The sequence below is a fragment of the Carnobacterium jeotgali MS3 genome, from assembly GCF_000745125.1.
GTDB lineage: Bacteria > Bacillota > Bacilli > Lactobacillales > Carnobacteriaceae > Carnobacterium_B > Carnobacterium_B jeotgali.
The window spans coordinates 445,872-463,210 of record NZ_JQNF01000010.1 but is presented as its reverse complement, the minus strand read 5'-3'; the positions used below and the strand labels follow the sequence as shown (position 1 = coordinate 463,210).

At 35.7% G+C, this 17,339-nt stretch carries 19 protein-coding genes; 14 read left to right on the top strand and 5 right to left on the bottom strand.

What is annotated here, in order from left to right; translation table 11 throughout:
* Positions 1–344 precede the first annotated feature (344 nt).
* From BP18_RS09735 to BP18_RS09715, 5 genes are all read left to right on the top strand, one after another.
* Entirely contained in the window at positions 345–1,094 is a 750-nt protein-coding gene (locus tag BP18_RS09735; RefSeq protein ID WP_007722010.1) for a polyphosphate polymerase domain-containing protein, read from the top strand.
* Positions 1,091–1,774 carry a DUF4956 domain-containing protein gene (locus BP18_RS09730; RefSeq protein ID WP_029278223.1) on the top strand — a complete coding sequence of 228 codons (684 nt, stop codon included), beginning with the start codon at positions 1,091–1,093 and terminating at the stop codon, positions 1,772–1,774. The genes BP18_RS09735 and BP18_RS09730 overlap by 4 nt, the downstream gene beginning before the upstream one ends.
* Positions 1,774–3,681: a carbohydrate-binding domain-containing protein gene (locus BP18_RS09725; protein ID WP_051926206.1), complete on the top strand. Its 1,908-nt coding sequence runs from the start codon at positions 1,774–1,776 to the stop codon at positions 3,679–3,681. The genes BP18_RS09730 and BP18_RS09725 overlap by 1 nt, the downstream gene beginning before the upstream one ends.
* A 349-nt stretch (positions 3,682–4,030) precedes the next feature.
* Entirely contained in the window at positions 4,031–4,696 is a 666-nt protein-coding gene (locus BP18_RS09720) for a deoxynucleoside kinase (RefSeq protein WP_007722006.1), read from the top strand.
* A complete protein-coding gene (locus BP18_RS09715) occupies positions 4,689–5,867 on the top strand; it encodes a NupC/NupG family nucleoside CNT transporter (protein ID WP_007722003.1) in 1,179 nt (392 codons plus the stop codon). Before BP18_RS09720 ends, BP18_RS09715 begins: the two co-directional genes overlap by 8 nt.
* 75 nt (positions 5,868–5,942) lie before the next feature.
* On the opposite strand, the gene map is transcribed toward BP18_RS09715, so the two are convergent.
* Positions 5,943–6,698, bottom strand: coding sequence for a type I methionyl aminopeptidase (gene map / locus BP18_RS09710; protein ID WP_007722001.1), 756 nt, complete (start codon positions 6,696–6,698; stop codon positions 5,943–5,945).
* A gap of 151 nt (positions 6,699–6,849) precedes the next feature.
* Complete coding sequence (locus BP18_RS09705; protein ID WP_007721999.1) at positions 6,850–7,161, bottom strand: hypothetical protein; 312 nt, start codon at positions 7,159–7,161, stop codon at positions 6,850–6,852.
* A gap of 178 nt (positions 7,162–7,339) precedes the next feature.
* On the opposite strand from BP18_RS09705, the gene BP18_RS09700 reads away from it, so the two are divergent.
* Entirely contained in the window at positions 7,340–8,089 is a 750-nt protein-coding gene (locus tag BP18_RS09700) for a sulfite exporter TauE/SafE family protein (protein ID WP_029278219.1), read from the top strand.
* 41 nt (positions 8,090–8,130) lie between these two features.
* On the opposite strand, the gene BP18_RS09695 is transcribed toward BP18_RS09700, so the two are convergent.
* The 3 genes from BP18_RS09695 to BP18_RS09685 all read right to left on the bottom strand — a co-directional run bounded on the left by BP18_RS09695 (position 8,131) and on the right by BP18_RS09685 (position 10,089).
* The gene (locus BP18_RS09695; RefSeq protein WP_035050157.1) at positions 8,131–9,090 is read right to left on the bottom strand and encodes an IS30 family transposase; all 960 of its coding nucleotides are present in this window, start codon (positions 9,088–9,090) and stop codon (positions 8,131–8,133) included.
* Positions 9,091–9,267: 177 nt separating this feature from the next.
* The gene (locus BP18_RS09690; RefSeq protein ID WP_007721996.1) at positions 9,268–9,543 is read right to left on the bottom strand and encodes a hypothetical protein; all 276 of its coding nucleotides are present in this window, start codon (positions 9,541–9,543) and stop codon (positions 9,268–9,270) included.
* Between the two features lie 204 nt (positions 9,544–9,747).
* A complete protein-coding gene (locus BP18_RS09685; protein WP_007721994.1) occupies positions 9,748–10,089 on the bottom strand; it encodes a winged helix-turn-helix transcriptional regulator in 342 nt (113 codons plus the stop codon).
* Positions 10,090–10,218: 129 nt separating this feature from the next.
* Here BP18_RS09685 and BP18_RS09680 point away from each other — a divergent pair, with 129 nt between their 5' ends.
* The 8 genes from BP18_RS09680 (at position 10,219) to BP18_RS09645 (ending at position 17,287) form a co-directional block, all read left to right on the top strand.
* Entirely contained in the window at positions 10,219–11,334 is a 1,116-nt protein-coding gene (locus BP18_RS09680) for an S-(hydroxymethyl)glutathione dehydrogenase/class III alcohol dehydrogenase (RefSeq protein WP_029276720.1), read from the top strand.
* A 4-nt stretch (positions 11,335–11,338) separates the two neighbouring features.
* A complete protein-coding gene (gene fghA / locus BP18_RS09675) occupies positions 11,339–12,172 on the top strand; it encodes an S-formylglutathione hydrolase (protein ID WP_029276718.1) in 834 nt (277 codons plus the stop codon).
* Between the two features lie 256 nt (positions 12,173–12,428).
* On the top strand, positions 12,429–13,883 hold the full coding sequence (locus tag BP18_RS09670) for a SulP family inorganic anion transporter (protein WP_035050606.1): 1,455 nt from the start codon (positions 12,429–12,431) through the stop codon (positions 13,881–13,883).
* 106 nt (positions 13,884–13,989) lie between these two features.
* Positions 13,990–14,403: an RrF2 family transcriptional regulator gene (locus tag BP18_RS09665; protein ID WP_029276714.1), complete on the top strand. Its 414-nt coding sequence runs from the start codon at positions 13,990–13,992 to the stop codon at positions 14,401–14,403.
* A gap of 69 nt (positions 14,404–14,472) precedes the next feature.
* The gene (locus tag BP18_RS09660) at positions 14,473–15,381 is read left to right on the top strand and encodes an NAD(P)/FAD-dependent oxidoreductase (protein ID WP_029276712.1); all 909 of its coding nucleotides are present in this window, start codon (positions 14,473–14,475) and stop codon (positions 15,379–15,381) included.
* Between the two features lie 5 nt (positions 15,382–15,386).
* On the top strand, positions 15,387–16,019 hold the full coding sequence (locus tag BP18_RS09655) for a class I SAM-dependent DNA methyltransferase (RefSeq protein ID WP_231549462.1): 633 nt from the start codon (positions 15,387–15,389) through the stop codon (positions 16,017–16,019).
* A gap of 177 nt (positions 16,020–16,196) precedes the next feature.
* Positions 16,197–16,571: a hypothetical protein gene (locus BP18_RS09650; protein ID WP_029276708.1), complete on the top strand. Its 375-nt coding sequence runs from the start codon at positions 16,197–16,199 to the stop codon at positions 16,569–16,571.
* Positions 16,572–16,882: 311 nt separating this feature from the next.
* Complete coding sequence (locus BP18_RS09645) at positions 16,883–17,287, top strand: cupin domain-containing protein (RefSeq protein ID WP_007721977.1); 405 nt, start codon at positions 16,883–16,885, stop codon at positions 17,285–17,287.
* Positions 17,288–17,339: the final 52 nt, after the last annotated feature.

The following is a 17,339-nucleotide window of genomic DNA, read 5'->3' as shown; positions in this document are numbered from 1 at the left end:
GAAGAAGCATCAGAGTCAGGAAAACATGTTGTAAGCTGATTTATTATGTCAGCCTGCTTGTCTGTCGATCAGGAATACGAATAAAAGGAGACTGACACAATAAAAAGTATCAGTTCTAACTTTAATAAAGAATGGCCCAATTTTCTTCAAGAAAATTGGGCCATTCTTCTTTTTATGTCATCGATTCAGTGTTTTTTAAGATCTTTGTCATGAAAAGCAGACGAATTTCTTTAGTTGCCTTAGCGTTGCTTCTGACATACAGATCTGCTTTTAAAATTTTAGACTTAAGGTTCAATTAAGGTTCAAGTTTTATATTGTATCCATCGAGTAAGGAGGTAATAAATATGGCTAACTATCAAAGTGTTTTTGAACGAAAGGAAACAAAGTATTTAATTACGTATGATCAATGGAATAAATTGCTTATAGAGCTTAGACCGTATATGGAACTGGATCAATACGGCAAGCATTTGATTACAAATATTTACTATGATACCCCAAGTTGGTACTTGATACGCCACTCAATGAGTAAACCGCTCTACAAAGAAAAAGTTCGATTGCGTAGTTATGGTATTCCAACTAAAAAAGATTCAGTCTATGTGGAAATCAAGAAAAAATTTGATGGAATCGTCTATAAAAGAAGAACAAAGATGCAATTGAAAAATGCTGAAAGATTTTTAGCTCATCAAAATGAGCTGGAATCGATCAGCAATGATCAAAAGGTACATGAATTTGAGTCAGTTCTTTCTTTTTATCCAGACTTAAAACCAGCCATGTATTTGTCTTATAAAAGACTAGCTTATATTGGGAAATTGGATAACGATGTTCGGATTACATTTGATCAAGAAATTTTATACCGCACTCATGATCTTTCTTTGTCATCTGGATCTTATGGAGAGCCGATTTTACCGGAAAATCACTTATTGATGGAAATAAAAATTTGTGGGGCAATGCCTGTATGGCTTGCTCGTATCTTATCCGAGCAACAAATTTACCCAGCAAAATTTTCGAAATATGCAAATGGGTATAAAGATTATTTGAAAAAACAAGAAGAACCAATAATGGAAGCAAGAGAAAGAGAGGTTTATAGTGCATGAGTGAGTTGTTTAATAGTTTATATATGGAAAGTACATCTGCGTTTTCAATCACGAGTTTTCTACTTTGTACGGTGTCAAGTTTGGTTTTAGGAGGATTTATAGCATGGACCTATATGTATAGAAATCAATTTTCTAAAGGTTTCGTCATGACTCTATTTCTATTACCAGCTATGGTACAAATGGTGATCATGCTGGTCAATGGAAATGTTGGAGCCGGTGTTGCAGTAATGGGGGCATTTAGTTTAGTTCGTTTCCGTTCTGTACCAGGTTCAGCTAAGGAAATCAGCAGCATCTTTCTGGCAATGGCCGTTGGGCTGGCAACCGGAATGGGGTATATTGGATTTGCTGTAGTATTTGCTGTGATTATTTGTGGCGCAATGGTTGGATTAAATCTTTCCAGCTTTGGCGAAATGGGTGAACGGGTTCGGTTATTAAAAATAACAATTCCAGAAAATCTAGATTATAGTGCTGTTTTTGATGATATCTTCGAACAATTCTTGTCTAATTATCAGATGATAAGAGTGAAGACGACCAATATGGGAAGTTTGTTTCGGATTGAATATACGATTGAATTGAAAGATCAAAATCAGGAAAAACAATTTATCGACGCATTGCGTTGCAGAAATGGAAATTTAGAAATTATCTGTGGACGCTCGTTAGCTGGAAAGGAAGAACTCTAATGAAAAAAAAGACGAAGATCACACCATTTTTATCACTAGCTGTTTTGGTGATGTTAGCCGGATGCCAATCAACCGCTTCTGGCACTAGTCAAAGTGCAGATTCTGCTACAGCAACTAAGTCTGGCACTGTAGAAAGTACAGTAGATTATGATTTAGAATTTAGTTCCGATGATCTTGAAGTCGGATATGACGAGGCTGATTCTACTACTATCCAATTGGCTGACAATCAGAACACAAGCAGCGGAGAAGGAGCAACGGTTGATGGTAATGTTGTTACAATTACAACTGGTGGAACATATTTGATCAGCGGAACTCTTTCAGATGGTCAAATCAAAGTAACGGCCCCGAATACTGAAGAAGTTCATTTGATCTTTGACGGAGTAGATATTACCTCCTCAACAAGTGCTCCTTTATTGATCGAAGAAGCTGATAAAGTCTTTGTGACATTGGCAGAAGGATCAGAAAATACATTGACTGATAAAGCTGGAAGTACAGCAACACTTGATACGGATGCCGATGCGACTAGTATTGATGGAACAATTTTTAGTAAAGCTGATTTGGCATTTAACGGCTCTGGTAGTTTAACGATACATGCGAATACGAATCACGGAATCGTATCAAAAGATGAATTAATCGTCGTAAGTGGTACGTATAATATTACTGCAGCAGGCCAAGGACTTTCAGGAAAAGATGCAGTGAAAATCAAAGATGGAACGTTTACTCTTGAAACCGGAACAGATAGTATTCAGTCCGATAATGCAGATGAAGAAGGCAAAGGTTTTGTCTATATAGCCGGAGGTAACTTTACTATTGATGCAGAGCAAGACGGTATTCAAGCTGAAACGCTACTTCAAATTGATGGCGGAACATTTGACATTACAGCAGGTGGCGGGAGTGCCAATGCAGTAGCAAAAACACAAGAAGGGATGGATTTCTTTGCTCAAGCAGCAGATGAAGAAGAAAATGCGGATAGCGATGAGATCAGTTCAACCAGTACCAAAGGATTGAAAGCAGCCGGCGAGTTGATTATTAATGATGGCACGATTGCAATTGATGCGGCTGATGATACAGTGCATACTGATGGAAATCTGACACTTGCAGGAGGATCGCTCACATTAATTGCCGGAGACGATGGCTTGCATGCTGATAATGATTTGCAATTAAGTGGTTCGAATGTTGCTATTACAGAAAGCTATGAAGGAATCGAGGGTAAGGCGATTACAATCAGTAATGGAGAAATAAGCGTTGTAGCTAGTGATGACGGAGTAAATGTATCTGGTGGGAATTCAACATCAACTGAACAAGCAGCCGGACCGGGTGAATCTGGCAGCAACAGTGAAAATACATTGGTCATTTCTGGTGGTACATTGACAGTGAACAGCAGTGGTGATGGATTAGATTCAAACGGAACGATTGAAATTTCTGGAGGGGTGACGACCGTTAGCGGACCAGAAAATGATGGTAATGGAACAATTGATTCAAATGGAGAGGCTGTGATAACTGGTGGAACGTTAATGGCTGCTGGAAGCTCTGGAATGGCAGTAACTTTTGCAGACAGTTCTAGTCAAGTAAGTGTTTTTTATGGATTTGAAACAACTTATGAAGCAGGTAGCAAAATTGAATTAAGCGATGCAGACGGTACAGTTCTCTTATCATGGACAGCAGATAAAAGTTTCACTTCTGTACAGTTCAGCTCTGCTGATTTAGCAGTAGATGAAACATACACTTTATCCATTAATGATGAAATTTTTGAAGTTCCAATTGAATCAGTATCAACAACAGTGGGCACTACAACAGGACAAATGGGGGGCGGAATGCAACAGCCTGGTGACAAGAACATGCAACCAAATGGCGACATGCAAAAACCAAGTGAAGGAGATACAGGCAGTATACCAACCATGCCTTAACCTAGTTAGTTAAGAAGTAAAATAGAATAGACAAGTCAGTAGGAAAATTCCTAAGGCTTGTCTATTTTTTAGTCTATAGGATGTTTTGAATGCGCAACCACAATATATGGTGTTTATTTTTTCGTAATTAGCACATATGGTATAATTTCAGGTTGATATAATTTTCATATCATAGTATTATAGCTAAGGAGCTAATCGATGGTTAAGCAATAAATAGTTACATAAAAGCTGCAATAAAAAATTAAGCAATACGTTTTCTAGAAACTACTAAGATAACAACTAGTAATGACATGGAAAAAGAGTAGCTGAATTACGCTACTCTTTTTCCATGCAATGAGGAGAGGGGCAGATGGCAATTTTAGTAATTGGTGGAATGATTGGAGCAGGAAAAACAAGTGTAGCTGAACTGTTAGGAAAATCTTTAAACAGTGAGGTATTCTATGAGAATGTAGATGACAATGAAATATTGCCTTTATTTTACACAGCAAGTGAAGAGGAACAGCATTTAAAACGATACCCGTTTTTATTGCAATTAGATTTTTTAAGTAGTCGTTTTAAAAGTATTAAAGAAGCTTTACACAACAAGAATAATGTGTTGGATCGCTCAATTTATGAAGATTGGTATTTTGCCAAAGTAAATACAGAGTTAGGACGTATCTCAGCTTCAGAGTTTAGTATTTATGAAAAATTATTAAACAACATGATGGAAGAATTACAAGAACTACCAAAAAAAGCACCTGATCTAATGGTTTATTTACAAGGGTCCTTCGAAACGATACTTTATCGAATCGGCTTGCGAGGAAGAGACTTTGAACAAGATCAAGGGTTAATGGACTATTACAAAGCTCTTTGGCAAGGTTATGATAACTGGGTCACTGATCACTATAAAGCATCTGATGTTTTAGTGATTAATATTGATAGAATTGACGTGGTCAATAATAGTGAAGATGCAGACTTTGTGGTGAAATTAGTAAAAGAAAAGTTAGCTGAAATGGAGAGTAGAATTAATGAATAAAGTAGTAACTGTTTTAGGTATTATAGTCATATTAGGAATATTATTTTTATTATCAGACAATAAAAAAGCAATCAATAAACGAACGGTTGGAGTTGCACTAGCCGCTCAGTTAGTGTTGGCGTTATTCTTAATTAAAGTTCCTGTAGGCAGCTGGATCATTGAACAACTTGCTGCAGGAGTAACAAAACTATTCAGTTTTGCGAATGAAGGACTAGCCTTTGTATTTGGCGATTTATTTGGAAAAGGCTATTTCTTTATTGATGTATTAGGTGTCATTATCTTTCTATCCGCTTTGACAGGGATTCTTGGCTACTTAGGTATAGTCGGTTGGGTCGTTAAAATCATTGGTGGAGCAGTTGGGAAATTATTAGGCACTGAAAAAGCAGAATCTTTTGTTGCTGTAGCGAATATGTTGTTGGGGCAGACAGAAGCACCTTTCTTAGTAGCCAAATATTTGCCTGATATGACAAAATCAGAATTAATGACAGTCTTAGTTGCAGGAATGGGATCTATGTCGGCTTCTATCTTAGTTGGATATAATTTATTAGGTATTCCAATGAAATGGTTATTGATTACAACGGCTTTAGTACCGTTTGGATCATTGCTAGTAGCTAAAATTTTAACACCTGAGACGGAAATCAGCAGAGTAACAGATGTAACGTTAGATCGTAAAGGCTCAAATACCTCTGTTTTTTCTGCCATGGCTGAAGGAATCAATAATGGGTTACAAATGGTATTAGGAATCGGAGCGAGTTTGATTGCAGGTATTTCTATTGTGGCCTTATTGAATAGTATTTTAGGACTAGTAGGAACCAGTTTTACAGGAGTTTTAGGCTACATTTTCATGCCAATTGGTTGGTTGATGGGGTTAAGCGGTACTGAGGCTAGGTTAGCTGGACAGCTGTTAGGGACCAAATTATCAATTAATGAATTTGTCGCTTATGCTGATTTTGCTCCTATGATGTCTGAATTATCAGAAAGAGCTGTAGCAATGATATCTGTGGCCATTGGTAGTTTTGGAGCATTCTCTAGTATTGCAATCTGTGTAACAGGATTATCCGTGTTCGCACCAACTAGAAAAAATGATTTATCTAAACTAGCCTTAAGAGGAATGTTTGGTGGATTTGTTGTTCCTATATTGTCTGCTATGTTTATCGGATTGTATTTATAAAAAAACAATTAACTATAAAATCATTAATGACTAAAAAAGATGTGCCCTATAACTTCCTGGGGCACATCTTTTTTTCTATTGATCTGTTTGAGAAGTTAAAATACGTGGACCATCTTTTGTAATGACCAATGTATGTTCGAACTGGCAACTTAAACCACCGTCTTTTGTTCGAGCAGTCCATCCATTAGCATCCATTTTTGATTTCCATGATCCAGTGTTTACCATGGGCTCAACAGTGATAACCATGCCTTCTTTTAAGCGTAGTCCTTTACCTGGTTGTCCATAGGCAGGAACGTCAGGAGATTCATGTAATGTTGGTCCAACGCCATGGCCTAAAAAGTCTCGAACGACTGATAAATTTTCGCTTTCAACGTAACTTTGAATCGCGTGACCAATATCGCCTATCCGGTTTCCAACTTTTGCCTGTTCAATACCTTTATACATAGCTTTTAGAGTAACTTCCATTAAATGATCTTTCTCAGGATTTGATTCTCCAACTACGTAACTCCAACAAGAATCTGATAAAGCACCTTTCAAATTAATGACAGTATCAACTTTGATCAAATCTCCATTTTTGAGGACTTCTTTTCTTGGAAAACCATGGCAAATCTCATCATTTATACTAATACATGTTGCATATTCGTATCCTTCAAATCCAATTTGTTCAGGTGTTGCATCATTATCCAAGATGAATTTATGAGCGAATTCTTCAATATCCCAGCTCGTTATGCCAGGTTTGATAAAATCGCGTAAAGCGATATGCATGTTCGCTAATACTGTTCCAGATTCATCCATAGCATCAATTTCGCGTTGTGATTTTAATGTAATCAAGTAAGTTCCTCTTTTCTGTATAATTAAATCGATACTTAATAATATAGTTTTTCTAGTGAAATATAAAGATAGAACTAATAACACTTTTAGTAGCTTAGATAGATGGATTACAGTCATTGCCATAGTGATTGTATTTTATTCAAAGTAATGACTAATTTTCATCCATTTTGTCATAAATTTCATAAGCAAAGTATCCAAATAACAAGCCTACTGCAGATCCCAAACTTATCGTAGATAGTAAGGGAATTGAGAAAATTATGCTAATAAGTATAGCAACAATACAACCAAGTATCATTCCAAACGGTATTAAACTATCTAATAAACTTTGAGCACTTTTTGATTTTTTCTTACCTAGCGTACCTCTAGTATGTTTGGATTTCATTCTCATAACTACAAAGACTGCGATTCCACCCACTATTAAAATAGGCAGCAAGATGCGTGCAATTTCTAAAGCCGAGTCCATATTGGGAATCTCCTCTCTGTTTCTTTCTTTTTAGTGTAACACATACATAAAATTAGATGAAATCAATGTATTATAAAATAAAAAAATTGGATATAAGTCTTAACCTTGTAAAATAATGTGTATCTGATACATTAGAAATAAGGTTAAAAGAGTGCTTTGAAAAAGGAGTTTTTTTGTAATGAGTGTTACGCTTATTTTACTGGTAATAGGTATTGTTTTTCTAGGTTCATTAATGCGTGCAGTATTTGGTTTTGGGGACTCCATTATTGGTATGCCCTTATTAGCTTTGCTACCAATTAGTTTGTCTACCTCTATTTCGTTAATTGGTTTAGTCGGTTTCACTGTGGCGGTGTTAACGGTTCTCTCAGGTTGGAAAAATATTGATCGACCTGTCTTAAAAGTACTTTCTATCTCAACGTTGTTGGGAATTCCTGTTGGTTTAGCATTGGTTAAGTTTGCGCCTAACGCAGTAATTACTTATGGATTAGGAATTTTTCTAGTAGTTTATGGCATTTATTCATTAATTAAACCAAAATTATTTCAATCAAAATCACGTCTGTGGTTGAATAAACCTATTTGGTCTATCCCGTTTGGTTTTGCTGCTGGGATGTTTGGAAGTGCTTATAATATGAACGGTGTACCAATTGTTGTTTATGGTACATTGCGTGATTGGAAACCAGAAATATTTAGAAAGACACTACAAGCTCATTTTTTGGTGTCTAGTTCATTAATTATTATTGGCCAGTTTATGGGAGGGTTTTGGTCTAAAGAACTATTTGTATTATATGGATTTTCTCTTCCGGCAATTGGAATAGCCATGTTAGTAGGAACATTTATCCATGGGCGAATCCCAAGTTATAAATTTGAACGCTATGTCTTTGTCGTTGTTATACTCTTAGGTATTATGTTATTGGTCAACCCTAATTAAACATTAGCTATCGAAATCAACTTATTTTATTATTTCGTTTGTCAAATTAAGTTAGACAGTTCCCACTCATTAATGTAATTTAAAAATACTTCTAACGGTGTCAGATACTGTAAAGATTTTCTTGGGATCTGATTTCTTACTGAAGCGACTGCAGAGACAAAAGATTGATCAACTTGGTTAAAATCCATTTCTTTCGGTAAACCGTCTTTTCGAAGCAGTCCATTAGAATGCTCGTTTAAAGCTCGCTGGGATGGAGTTCCTGGATCAGCAAAGTAAATAGCAACATCATTTAGATTACTAATGGTTTTCCAGTTGGAAAACTCTTTTCCACAATCAAACGTAATGGATTTGAAGAGATTTCTTGGAATACATTGGAACCAGTTGTTTATAGCTTCTTCAACATCTTGTGCTTTACGCCCATTGGGCTTCAAAGTAATAATGGCTTTTGAAATCCGTTCAACCAATGTGATTACAGCACTTTTATGATGAATGCCAACAATAGTGTCTCCTTCTAGATGACCAAACTCGTCTTCAAATTGAGGATAATCCGTTAATCTTTCAGATATATTTCTTTTGAAAGCTTGTTTCCCTCGTTTTTCTTTATGACCGTTTGGTTTACGTTTTCCTTTCATAGGAAGAGTTGTTTGATCAAAGAGCCCTTGTTTGAACTGTCGGTACAAGGTGCGTGAGGAACAAGCGATGAACCTTTCTGCACGACCAATAATCACATCTGGAGTCCATCCTTGAGCAACCATCTTTTGAATATATTCTTGTTGGTCATTGGGTAAGGTAATAGGATGTCTACCGCAGCGCTTCTTATTTTCTTTGTATTGTTTAAAGTAATCAAGAGCCGTGTAACCTTTCCTTAGGAAAGTAACTACGTTATGAATCGTCTGACGTGAACGGCCAATGTAGGTGGCAATTTTCAAAACAGAAATTTTTTGATGGAAATAAGCTTCTATCATTACAAGTTCTTCAGTGGTAAGATGGGTGTAGGTCATTCGTGATCACTCCTATGTTTTCTTTGGTCGGAAATACATTTTGAGTGTACCACGAATGGCTTTTTTATTTGTCTAGCTTAATTTTACAATCGGCGTTAACAAAAAAAGCTAGCGTATATTTAGTAGACATTAAGTTTTGTAAAATGAATAACTAAAAGCAACCGTATAATTTAATTATTAAGCAAAATCATAAGTTCGACCTTCAAACTGCATATAATCTAAATTTTTCAGCTCAAAGGTACGATTACCTATTGTTATAGGTTCATTTGAATCGTCCTCAAATAAGCTATCTAATAAGTGAAATGCCTGTATTATCTCTGATTTTGAGGCAGAAAATTCAATATCTGGTTTTCCATAATACTTTACGATAACTGGCCACAAATAATCTTGAGTATCTTCGTTATATTCTGGAAAGTCATTAATTGGTGGAGCAGGTAATTTTTCATTATCCATATAGATTTACCTCCTTTGCTAGTATGGTTGATTAAGTAATATTTTAGCATGTACTTCAATAAAAAATTTGATAATCGTTAATCAGATGAAAAGTGTATGATACGAGTTATCGTGTGTAAGTTTATAAACTGAAAAGAATAGACAATTTTTGGAAGTATTATCAAAAAAAAGCTTTATTTGAGATTATAGGTTCAAAATACTAGCTTAATTCGAGTTTAATGACTGCTGAAAAAGATCTCCCCAATCACAAATAGCCGTTACAACTGGTTCTAGGCTTAAACCAATATCGGTTAATACATAATCAACTTTTGGAGGGACTACCGGATAAATGGTTCGGTGAATGATGTTATCTTCTTCCAGTTCTCTTAATTGCCGAATCAATGTTCTTTGGTTGATATCTGGAAACTGTCTCTGAAACTCACTCAGACGTAAGGGAGATTTATGCAGTAATGCCCAGATAATCGCAATTTTCCAGCGCCCACCAATAACGGAGAGAGCTAAATCTTTACTTGTATAAAATTCTTTATCTTTATACGTGATCAACATAATCAACTTCTTTCTCAATAATTAGTTTGAAAATTCATAGTGACAAAAATATCAGTATTAACTTCTTGATCATTGTACAATACAATGGGTATACTAGAAAGAATAGTTTTAAAAGAAAGAAGGAAAAGTATGAAAAGTAAAGCAGCAGTCGCATTTGGCCCGAATGAGCCACTTAAAATCGTTGAAATTGATGTAGAAGAACCCAAAGAAAACGAAGTGTTAGTCAAAATTTTATACACATCTGTTTGTCATACAGATGCATTTACGTTATCAGGAGAAGATCCAGAAGGAATTTTTCCAGCTGTTTTAGGACATGAAGGGGCAGGCGTAGTTGTATCCGTGGGTGAAGGAGTAACTTCTGTAAAATCAGGGGATCATGTGATTCCTTTATATACACCAGAATGTGGGAAATGTGAGTTCTGTCTTTCTGGTAAAACCAATTTATGTAGTGCGGTTCGTGAGACTCAAGGAAAAGGTTTAATGCCTGACGGAACGACTAGATTTTCATATAATGGAGAACCTATCTACCATTACATGGGAACGAGCACCTTTAGTGAATATACGGTAGTCAATGAAATCAATTTAGTAAAAGTGGATGAAGATGCACCTTTAGACAAAGTTTGTTTGTTTGGTTGTGGGGTCACTACTGGTCTTGGAGCTGTTAAGCATACGGCAAAAGTCGAAGAAGATGCTGTCACAGCAGTATTTGGATTAGGAGCAATTGGCTTAGCAGTTATTCAAGGACTAAAAAAAGCAAATGCAAAACGTATTATTGCTGTCGATTTAAATCCTGATAAATGGGAATTAGCTAAAAAAATGGGAGCAACTGATTTTGTTAATCCCGCTGATTATGATCGACCAATCCAAGAAGTTATTGTAGAAATGACAAATGGTGGCGTAGATTACAGTTTTGAATGTATTGGTAACGTAGAAGTAATGAAATCAGCACTTGAAGCCTGTCACAAAGGATGGGGTGAAAGTATTATTATTGGTGTTGCTGGTGCTGGTAAAGAAATTCACACACGTCCGTTCCAATTAGTAACGGGTCGTGTATGGCGCGGATCAGCATTTGGCGGAGTAAAAGGACGCACGGAGTTGCCAGGAATGGTTCAAGATTTTATGGATGGTGAAATTGATTTAGATTCGTTTATTACGCATCACTTAGCATTCAAAGATATTAACGAAGCGTTTGATTTATTGCACAAAGGTGAATCAATTCGCACTATTTTAACGTATGAGGAGTGATTAAATGGTTGTCGAACAACTTGAAATGCATCTCTCTTTTCAAGGAGAGCAACGCAAATACCGTCATTTTTCCAAAGTGTTAAATTGTGAAATGATGTTTAGCCTTTACTTGCCGCCCTTATTTGAAGAAAAGGAACTATCCCTAATCTGGTGGTTATCAGGATTGACTTGTACAGATGATAATTTTAGTCAAAAAAGCGGCTTTCAAAAAGCTGCTGCAGATCAGACAGTAGCCGTGATCATTCCAGATACCTCTCCAAGAGGAGATAAGGTACCGGATGATGAAGGATGGGATTTAGGGAAAGGCGCAAGCTTCTACCTAAATGCAACACAAGATCCTTGGGCTAAAAATTATCAAATGTACACGTATTTAACAGAAGAATTGCCCCAAATAGTTTATAGTCTGATTCCACATTTTTCGGGAAAAGAAAGTATCATGGGACATTCAATGGGAGGACATGGAGCAATCATGATGGGTTTGAAAGAAACGGATCGCTTTGCTTCCATTTCAGCCTTTGCCCCAATTTTGAATCCTACTCAAGTACCCTGGGGTAAAAAAGCATTCACAGCTTATTTAGGTTCAGATGAATCTTCATGGCAAGAATGGGATTCAACAAGTTTGATTGAGCAAATAGATAAAGTTCCTCCTATCTTAATCACGCAAGGTACAGCTGATAATTTTTACGATGTGCAATTGCAAGAAAAAGAATTTTTAAATGCTATAGGAAATAAGCCGGTAGTTTATAAATTGGAAAAAGGCTACGATCATAGTTACTTTACCATCGCAACATTTATAGAAGAACACATCCAATTTCATGTGAATGAATTGAAAAAATAATAAATGGTTTCAAAGATTGCTATTAATGATGAATCTAACATGAAATAACAGCAAACACCTTCGAGTTGGTATAGTCAAAATACTACTAAATCGAAGGTGTTTTTTGAATGCAAAAAAGTACGCAGTAGTAAATTTAATTAGACTAATTCGGTTCTTTATACCCAAATTGTTCTCAATATAAATTTTTATTTGCTCCTCTATATGTTAATATAATTTGATGTGAATTTTTTTAAAGTATTTGAAAAGGAAGGTAGTTATGCAAAAGTACAAAAATGAATGGTTTGGTAATATTAAAGGGGATATACTAGCGGGAATTGTTGTCTGTTTGGCTTTGTTCCCAGAAGTCATCGGCTTCATGCTAGTTGCTGGTGTGGAACCGATTATTGGAGTCTATGCCACGTTCTTTATCACAGCTACTGCCGCTTTTTTTGGAGGGCGGACAGGATTGATTTCTGCAGCTGCAGGATCAGTTGCACTGGTACTGGCAAATTTAGTTGCTGAGTATGGGATAGAATATCTTTTTGCGGCAACCATTTTAGCGGGAATCATACAAGTGGTGTTAGGCATATTCAAGGTAGGAAAATTAATGCGCTACATTCCAAAGCCTGTGATGCTTGGATTTGTGAACGGCTTGGGGATTATGATGTTTTTGTCTCAATTGGATCATTTCAAAGGCGGACCAATCCTAATAGTCCTTGGAATTATTGGAATTGCCATTATCTTTTTGGCTCCCAAATTAACGAAAAAAATACCTGCACCCATTATTTCAATTGCAGTGATTACAGCTCTTGTATTAGGATTAGATTTAAATGCCCAACTGTTAGGTGACTTAGGGACTATTTCAAGTGACTTACCTCATTTTGGTATTCCAAGGGTACCTATGAATTTAGATACAGTAAAGATCATTTTGCCAACTTCACTTTCTGTAGCGATAGTCGGTTTAGTAGAATCCTTATTGACAGCACAATTAGTGGATGAATTGACGAACGAACCAAGTGATAAAAATCGCGAGTCTATGAGTCAAGGAATTGGAAACATGTTATCTGGTTTCTTTGGTGGTATTGCGGGTTGTGGGATGATTGGTCAAACCATCATCAACCTTAATTACGGCGGTATCGGTCGTTTAGCGACGTTCTTGTCTGGTTTCTTTATGCTAATGTCTGTAGTGCTATTTAATAAAGTAGTGGTACAAATTCCAATCATTGCTTTGGCAGCGGTTATGGTAGTTGTAGCCTATGAAACGATTGATTGGCGATCTGTTAAACGCTTAAATGTTATGCCTAAAAATGAAAGCTTTGTTATGATATTAACCGTCGGGATCGTTTTGGGTACACATAATTTGGCTTATGGTGTAGTTGCTGGGACTTTAGTAAGTGCCATTTTTGCAGCATTTAAAATGGCTCATTTCCAAGTAGAAAAAGGCACAGATCAAGATGACTATCACTACAAAGCTCATGGTTATCTTTACTTTGCCTCTGCTGAAAAATTTTCAGATTTTTTTGTTCATGACTTTGAACATGAAGGAGAACTGATTATTGATGTTAGTGCAATGACTCTATGGGATTCAACAGCTGTTGAAGCTGTTGATAAATTAATCAGTAAAAATAAAGACTCTAATGTGACCTTTATTAATGCTAATAAACAAAGTAAAGAGTTATTCAAGAAAAATTCTACGCATCATGATAAAAAAAACCAGAATGGTGACCTCTAAAAAGAGGTCTTTTTATTATAAATAAATTTATGTGTTGACTTTAAATCAGATTTATCTTATATTCAATTAAAGATAAAATGAATCTACAATTAAAAGGAAGATTAATATGAAGTACTCAAAAGCTACAAATTATGCATTACATTCTATGGTTCATTTAGCAATGGAATCTAATGATGAAGCAGTAAGAGTAGAAGATTTAGCTAAACACCAGAGAATATCGGCCACTTATTTATCAAAAATACTGACAAAATTATCAAAAGCAGGACTGATTGCATCAACTCCTGGAGTGAAAGGTGGATATCGTTTATTACGTTCACCAGAAGAGTGTACGTTTCTTGATATCATTCAAGCGATAGAAGGAAAAGAATCACTATTAAACTGTATGATGTCTCATGATGGCAAATGGAATAGAGATTGCTTGATTGAACGTGCAGTAGCAGATTCAGAAGATAGGATGAAAGATGAACTTGCGCACAAGACAATTGCTGGTATTTTAAATCAAATGCAAGAAAGAAATTAGTATTTAGCTAATTTTTGTTTTAATTACAGATATTAAAGGTCCTTAATAGAGTTTATAGGAGGAGAAGAAATGATTGATGTTGTTGTAATCGGTGGAGGCCCTGCCGGAATGAGTGCTGCTTTAGTAGCTGGAAGAGGTAAAAAGCAAGTAATCCTTATTGATGAAGAAAAACCCAGAAATGCTGTGACGCATGAAACCCATGCATTTTTAACTAGAGATGGTACCAAGCCGGAAGTTTTCAGAGAAAAGGGTCGAAGAGATTTACTGAAATACCCAACCATTTCTATAAAAAATAGTAAAGTTCTATCAATTGAAAAAAAGGCGGAAGATACATTTGAAATAACCACTGAGTCAGGTGACATAATAAACGCTAAAAATATCGTCTTAGCTACAGGAGTGACAGAGACGCTTCCAAATGTTAAAGGAATTGAAAACTATTATGGAAGCAGTATTTTCTCTTGTCCTTTCTGTGACGGATGGGAAATGAAAGATAGACCCCTGATACTCATAGCAGAATCAGTTCAGGCATTACATGTTCTTAAGTTATTGAAAAATTGGACGGATAACCTTATTGTAACAACTAATGGAAATAAAATCTTTGATACTGATCAGAAGAAAATGCTAGAAATAAATAATATTCGATTGATAGAAGAAAGGATTATTGAATTAAAAGGCATAGACGGAGAACTTCAGAGCATTTTTTTCGAAAGTGGAGAAAAAATTAACAGATCAGGTGGTTTCTGTACTACAGTACTAGATAATAGACTTCCGTTCATTGCGCAATTAGGTATAAAAGTCAACGAAGCAGGCTTTGTTATCGCTGATGTTATGGGACATACGAACATAAAGGGAATTTATGCTGCAGGAGAAATAACCGGACCCTCTCAATTGATAGTTTCTGCCAGTCAAGGTCATATGGCAGGTGCAGGAATCATAGCCGATTCTTGTGAAGAAGCTTTTCAGAGCATACAAAAATAGTCAGAATGAAAAAGAACGGAGTGAAAACAATCGGACATATATATGAATTCAATCAAATGGCAGTAAAATATGATACACCAAAGAATAAGCACATGGCTAAACGTGCTGCTGATGCTATACGTAATTTGTTAGATGAAAGTCATAAAAAATCAGCTATCGATTTTGGTTGCGGCACAGGACTTGTAGGACTAGATTTGCTAGAGGATTTTAAATCTATGCTATTTATAGATGCGTCTATAAAAATGATCGAACAAGTTGAGAAGAAACTAGCAGACAAAAATACAAAAAAAGCGTCAGTACTGTGCCTGGATATTGAAAAAGACGCTCAGCTTCCTAACAAAGTGGATACAATCATCCTATCTCTTGTATTGCATCATATTCAAGATAATCACCGCCTATTAACAAAATTTTATGAGACCTTAAATGAAGATGGTCAATTGTTAATTATTGAAATGGAAAAACAAGAAAAAGATTCAAGCGACCACGGCCACGGAATGGACAGATCAGCATTGGCAACTACTTTAGCAGGAATAGGCTACCAAAATATCCAGTCAGACATTTTCTATGATGCAAAAAAGGAAAGTGATGGACAAGAAGCATCAAGATTTGTCCTAAGTGCCAGAAAAAAATTAAACTAACATAAAAACAGGACTCCTAAGAATTACTTCTTTAGGAGCTCTTTTTTATCAAAAAATAAGAACGCTACATGTTATGTAATGAAAATGTATCTATTCATTGTAAGTATAAAATAGACAGCGTTTTCTATTGTGGTATACTAAAAATAAATAGGTAGAGAAGATAAAGGAGTGTTTAAAATGAGCGATCGGGACAAGTTAAATAAACACAACCAGCAGAATAATATTTCAAATTCTTTATATGCTAGAGTAAACGTTGGTCAAAATGCTGATAAAAACTCATTAGATGGTGCTGAGCCGTCACACACTGGTGGTAGTATGAATAATGACGATGAAAGAGTCAGCGATAATAGCACATTTACGCATACGTTATTATTTTATATGATTGGATTTGTAGCATCTGCTATGGTAGGTTTTGGTCTTTTTAAGTTGTTCCAAGATTATTTTTATGGTGAAGGATTGAATCAAGCATTTCCGTCATTGGCATTGTTTATAGGATCACTCATTATCGGGTTCTTTATTTCAGATCTTATTCTTAAGAAGATAAAGCTGTGAGGAAAGATAGTCGTCTTATAAATAATCAACTAGTAGTTCAAATTTGGGAATAGGCGGAAAATGAAGAAGATAAATATAGTGGAACAAGTAAAGTTTCATTTGATGGAGAAATAACGATGATTGAAGCGGAAATTGAATAACGAGAGATAGTAGAATTTGTTCACCATTAGAAATGGAAAATAAACCTATTTTTACTCATGTTAGTAAGTCTCCTAAAGATGAATTTTTTATTTGGAAGCGCTACAATAAATGTGAAGTTCAGAATGCTATTTCATGAAACTGTTAGGAAAATTGTTAGGAGGAGGGGAAAAATGGAATATAAAGATAATGGTAAAAAGCCGTACATGGTTAATATTCAAGATGCGACTGCTCAAAATGATAATTTTCGTATCGCAATTTGGACAGGTGAAAAATTACAATTGACGGTGATGTCCATCGAACCAAACGATGAAGCGGGATTGGAAGTTCATGAAGGAATCGATCAGTTCATTCGAATTGAAGAGGGACAAGGCATCTGTAAAATGGGCTCAACCAAAGATAATCTAGATTTCGAGAGAGCTGTCACTAAAGGAGATGCTGTACTGGTACCAATGAATATGTGGCACAATATCATTAATACGGGCGGACAAGCTTTGAAATTGTATACAATCTATTCTGGACAAGAACACGAAGAAGGGACAATTCACCTTTCTCGTGAAGATGCTCCAAAAAAATAAAGAAATAAGCTAAATATGTTCGTTATAATTTAATACTAAAAAAGGATACACC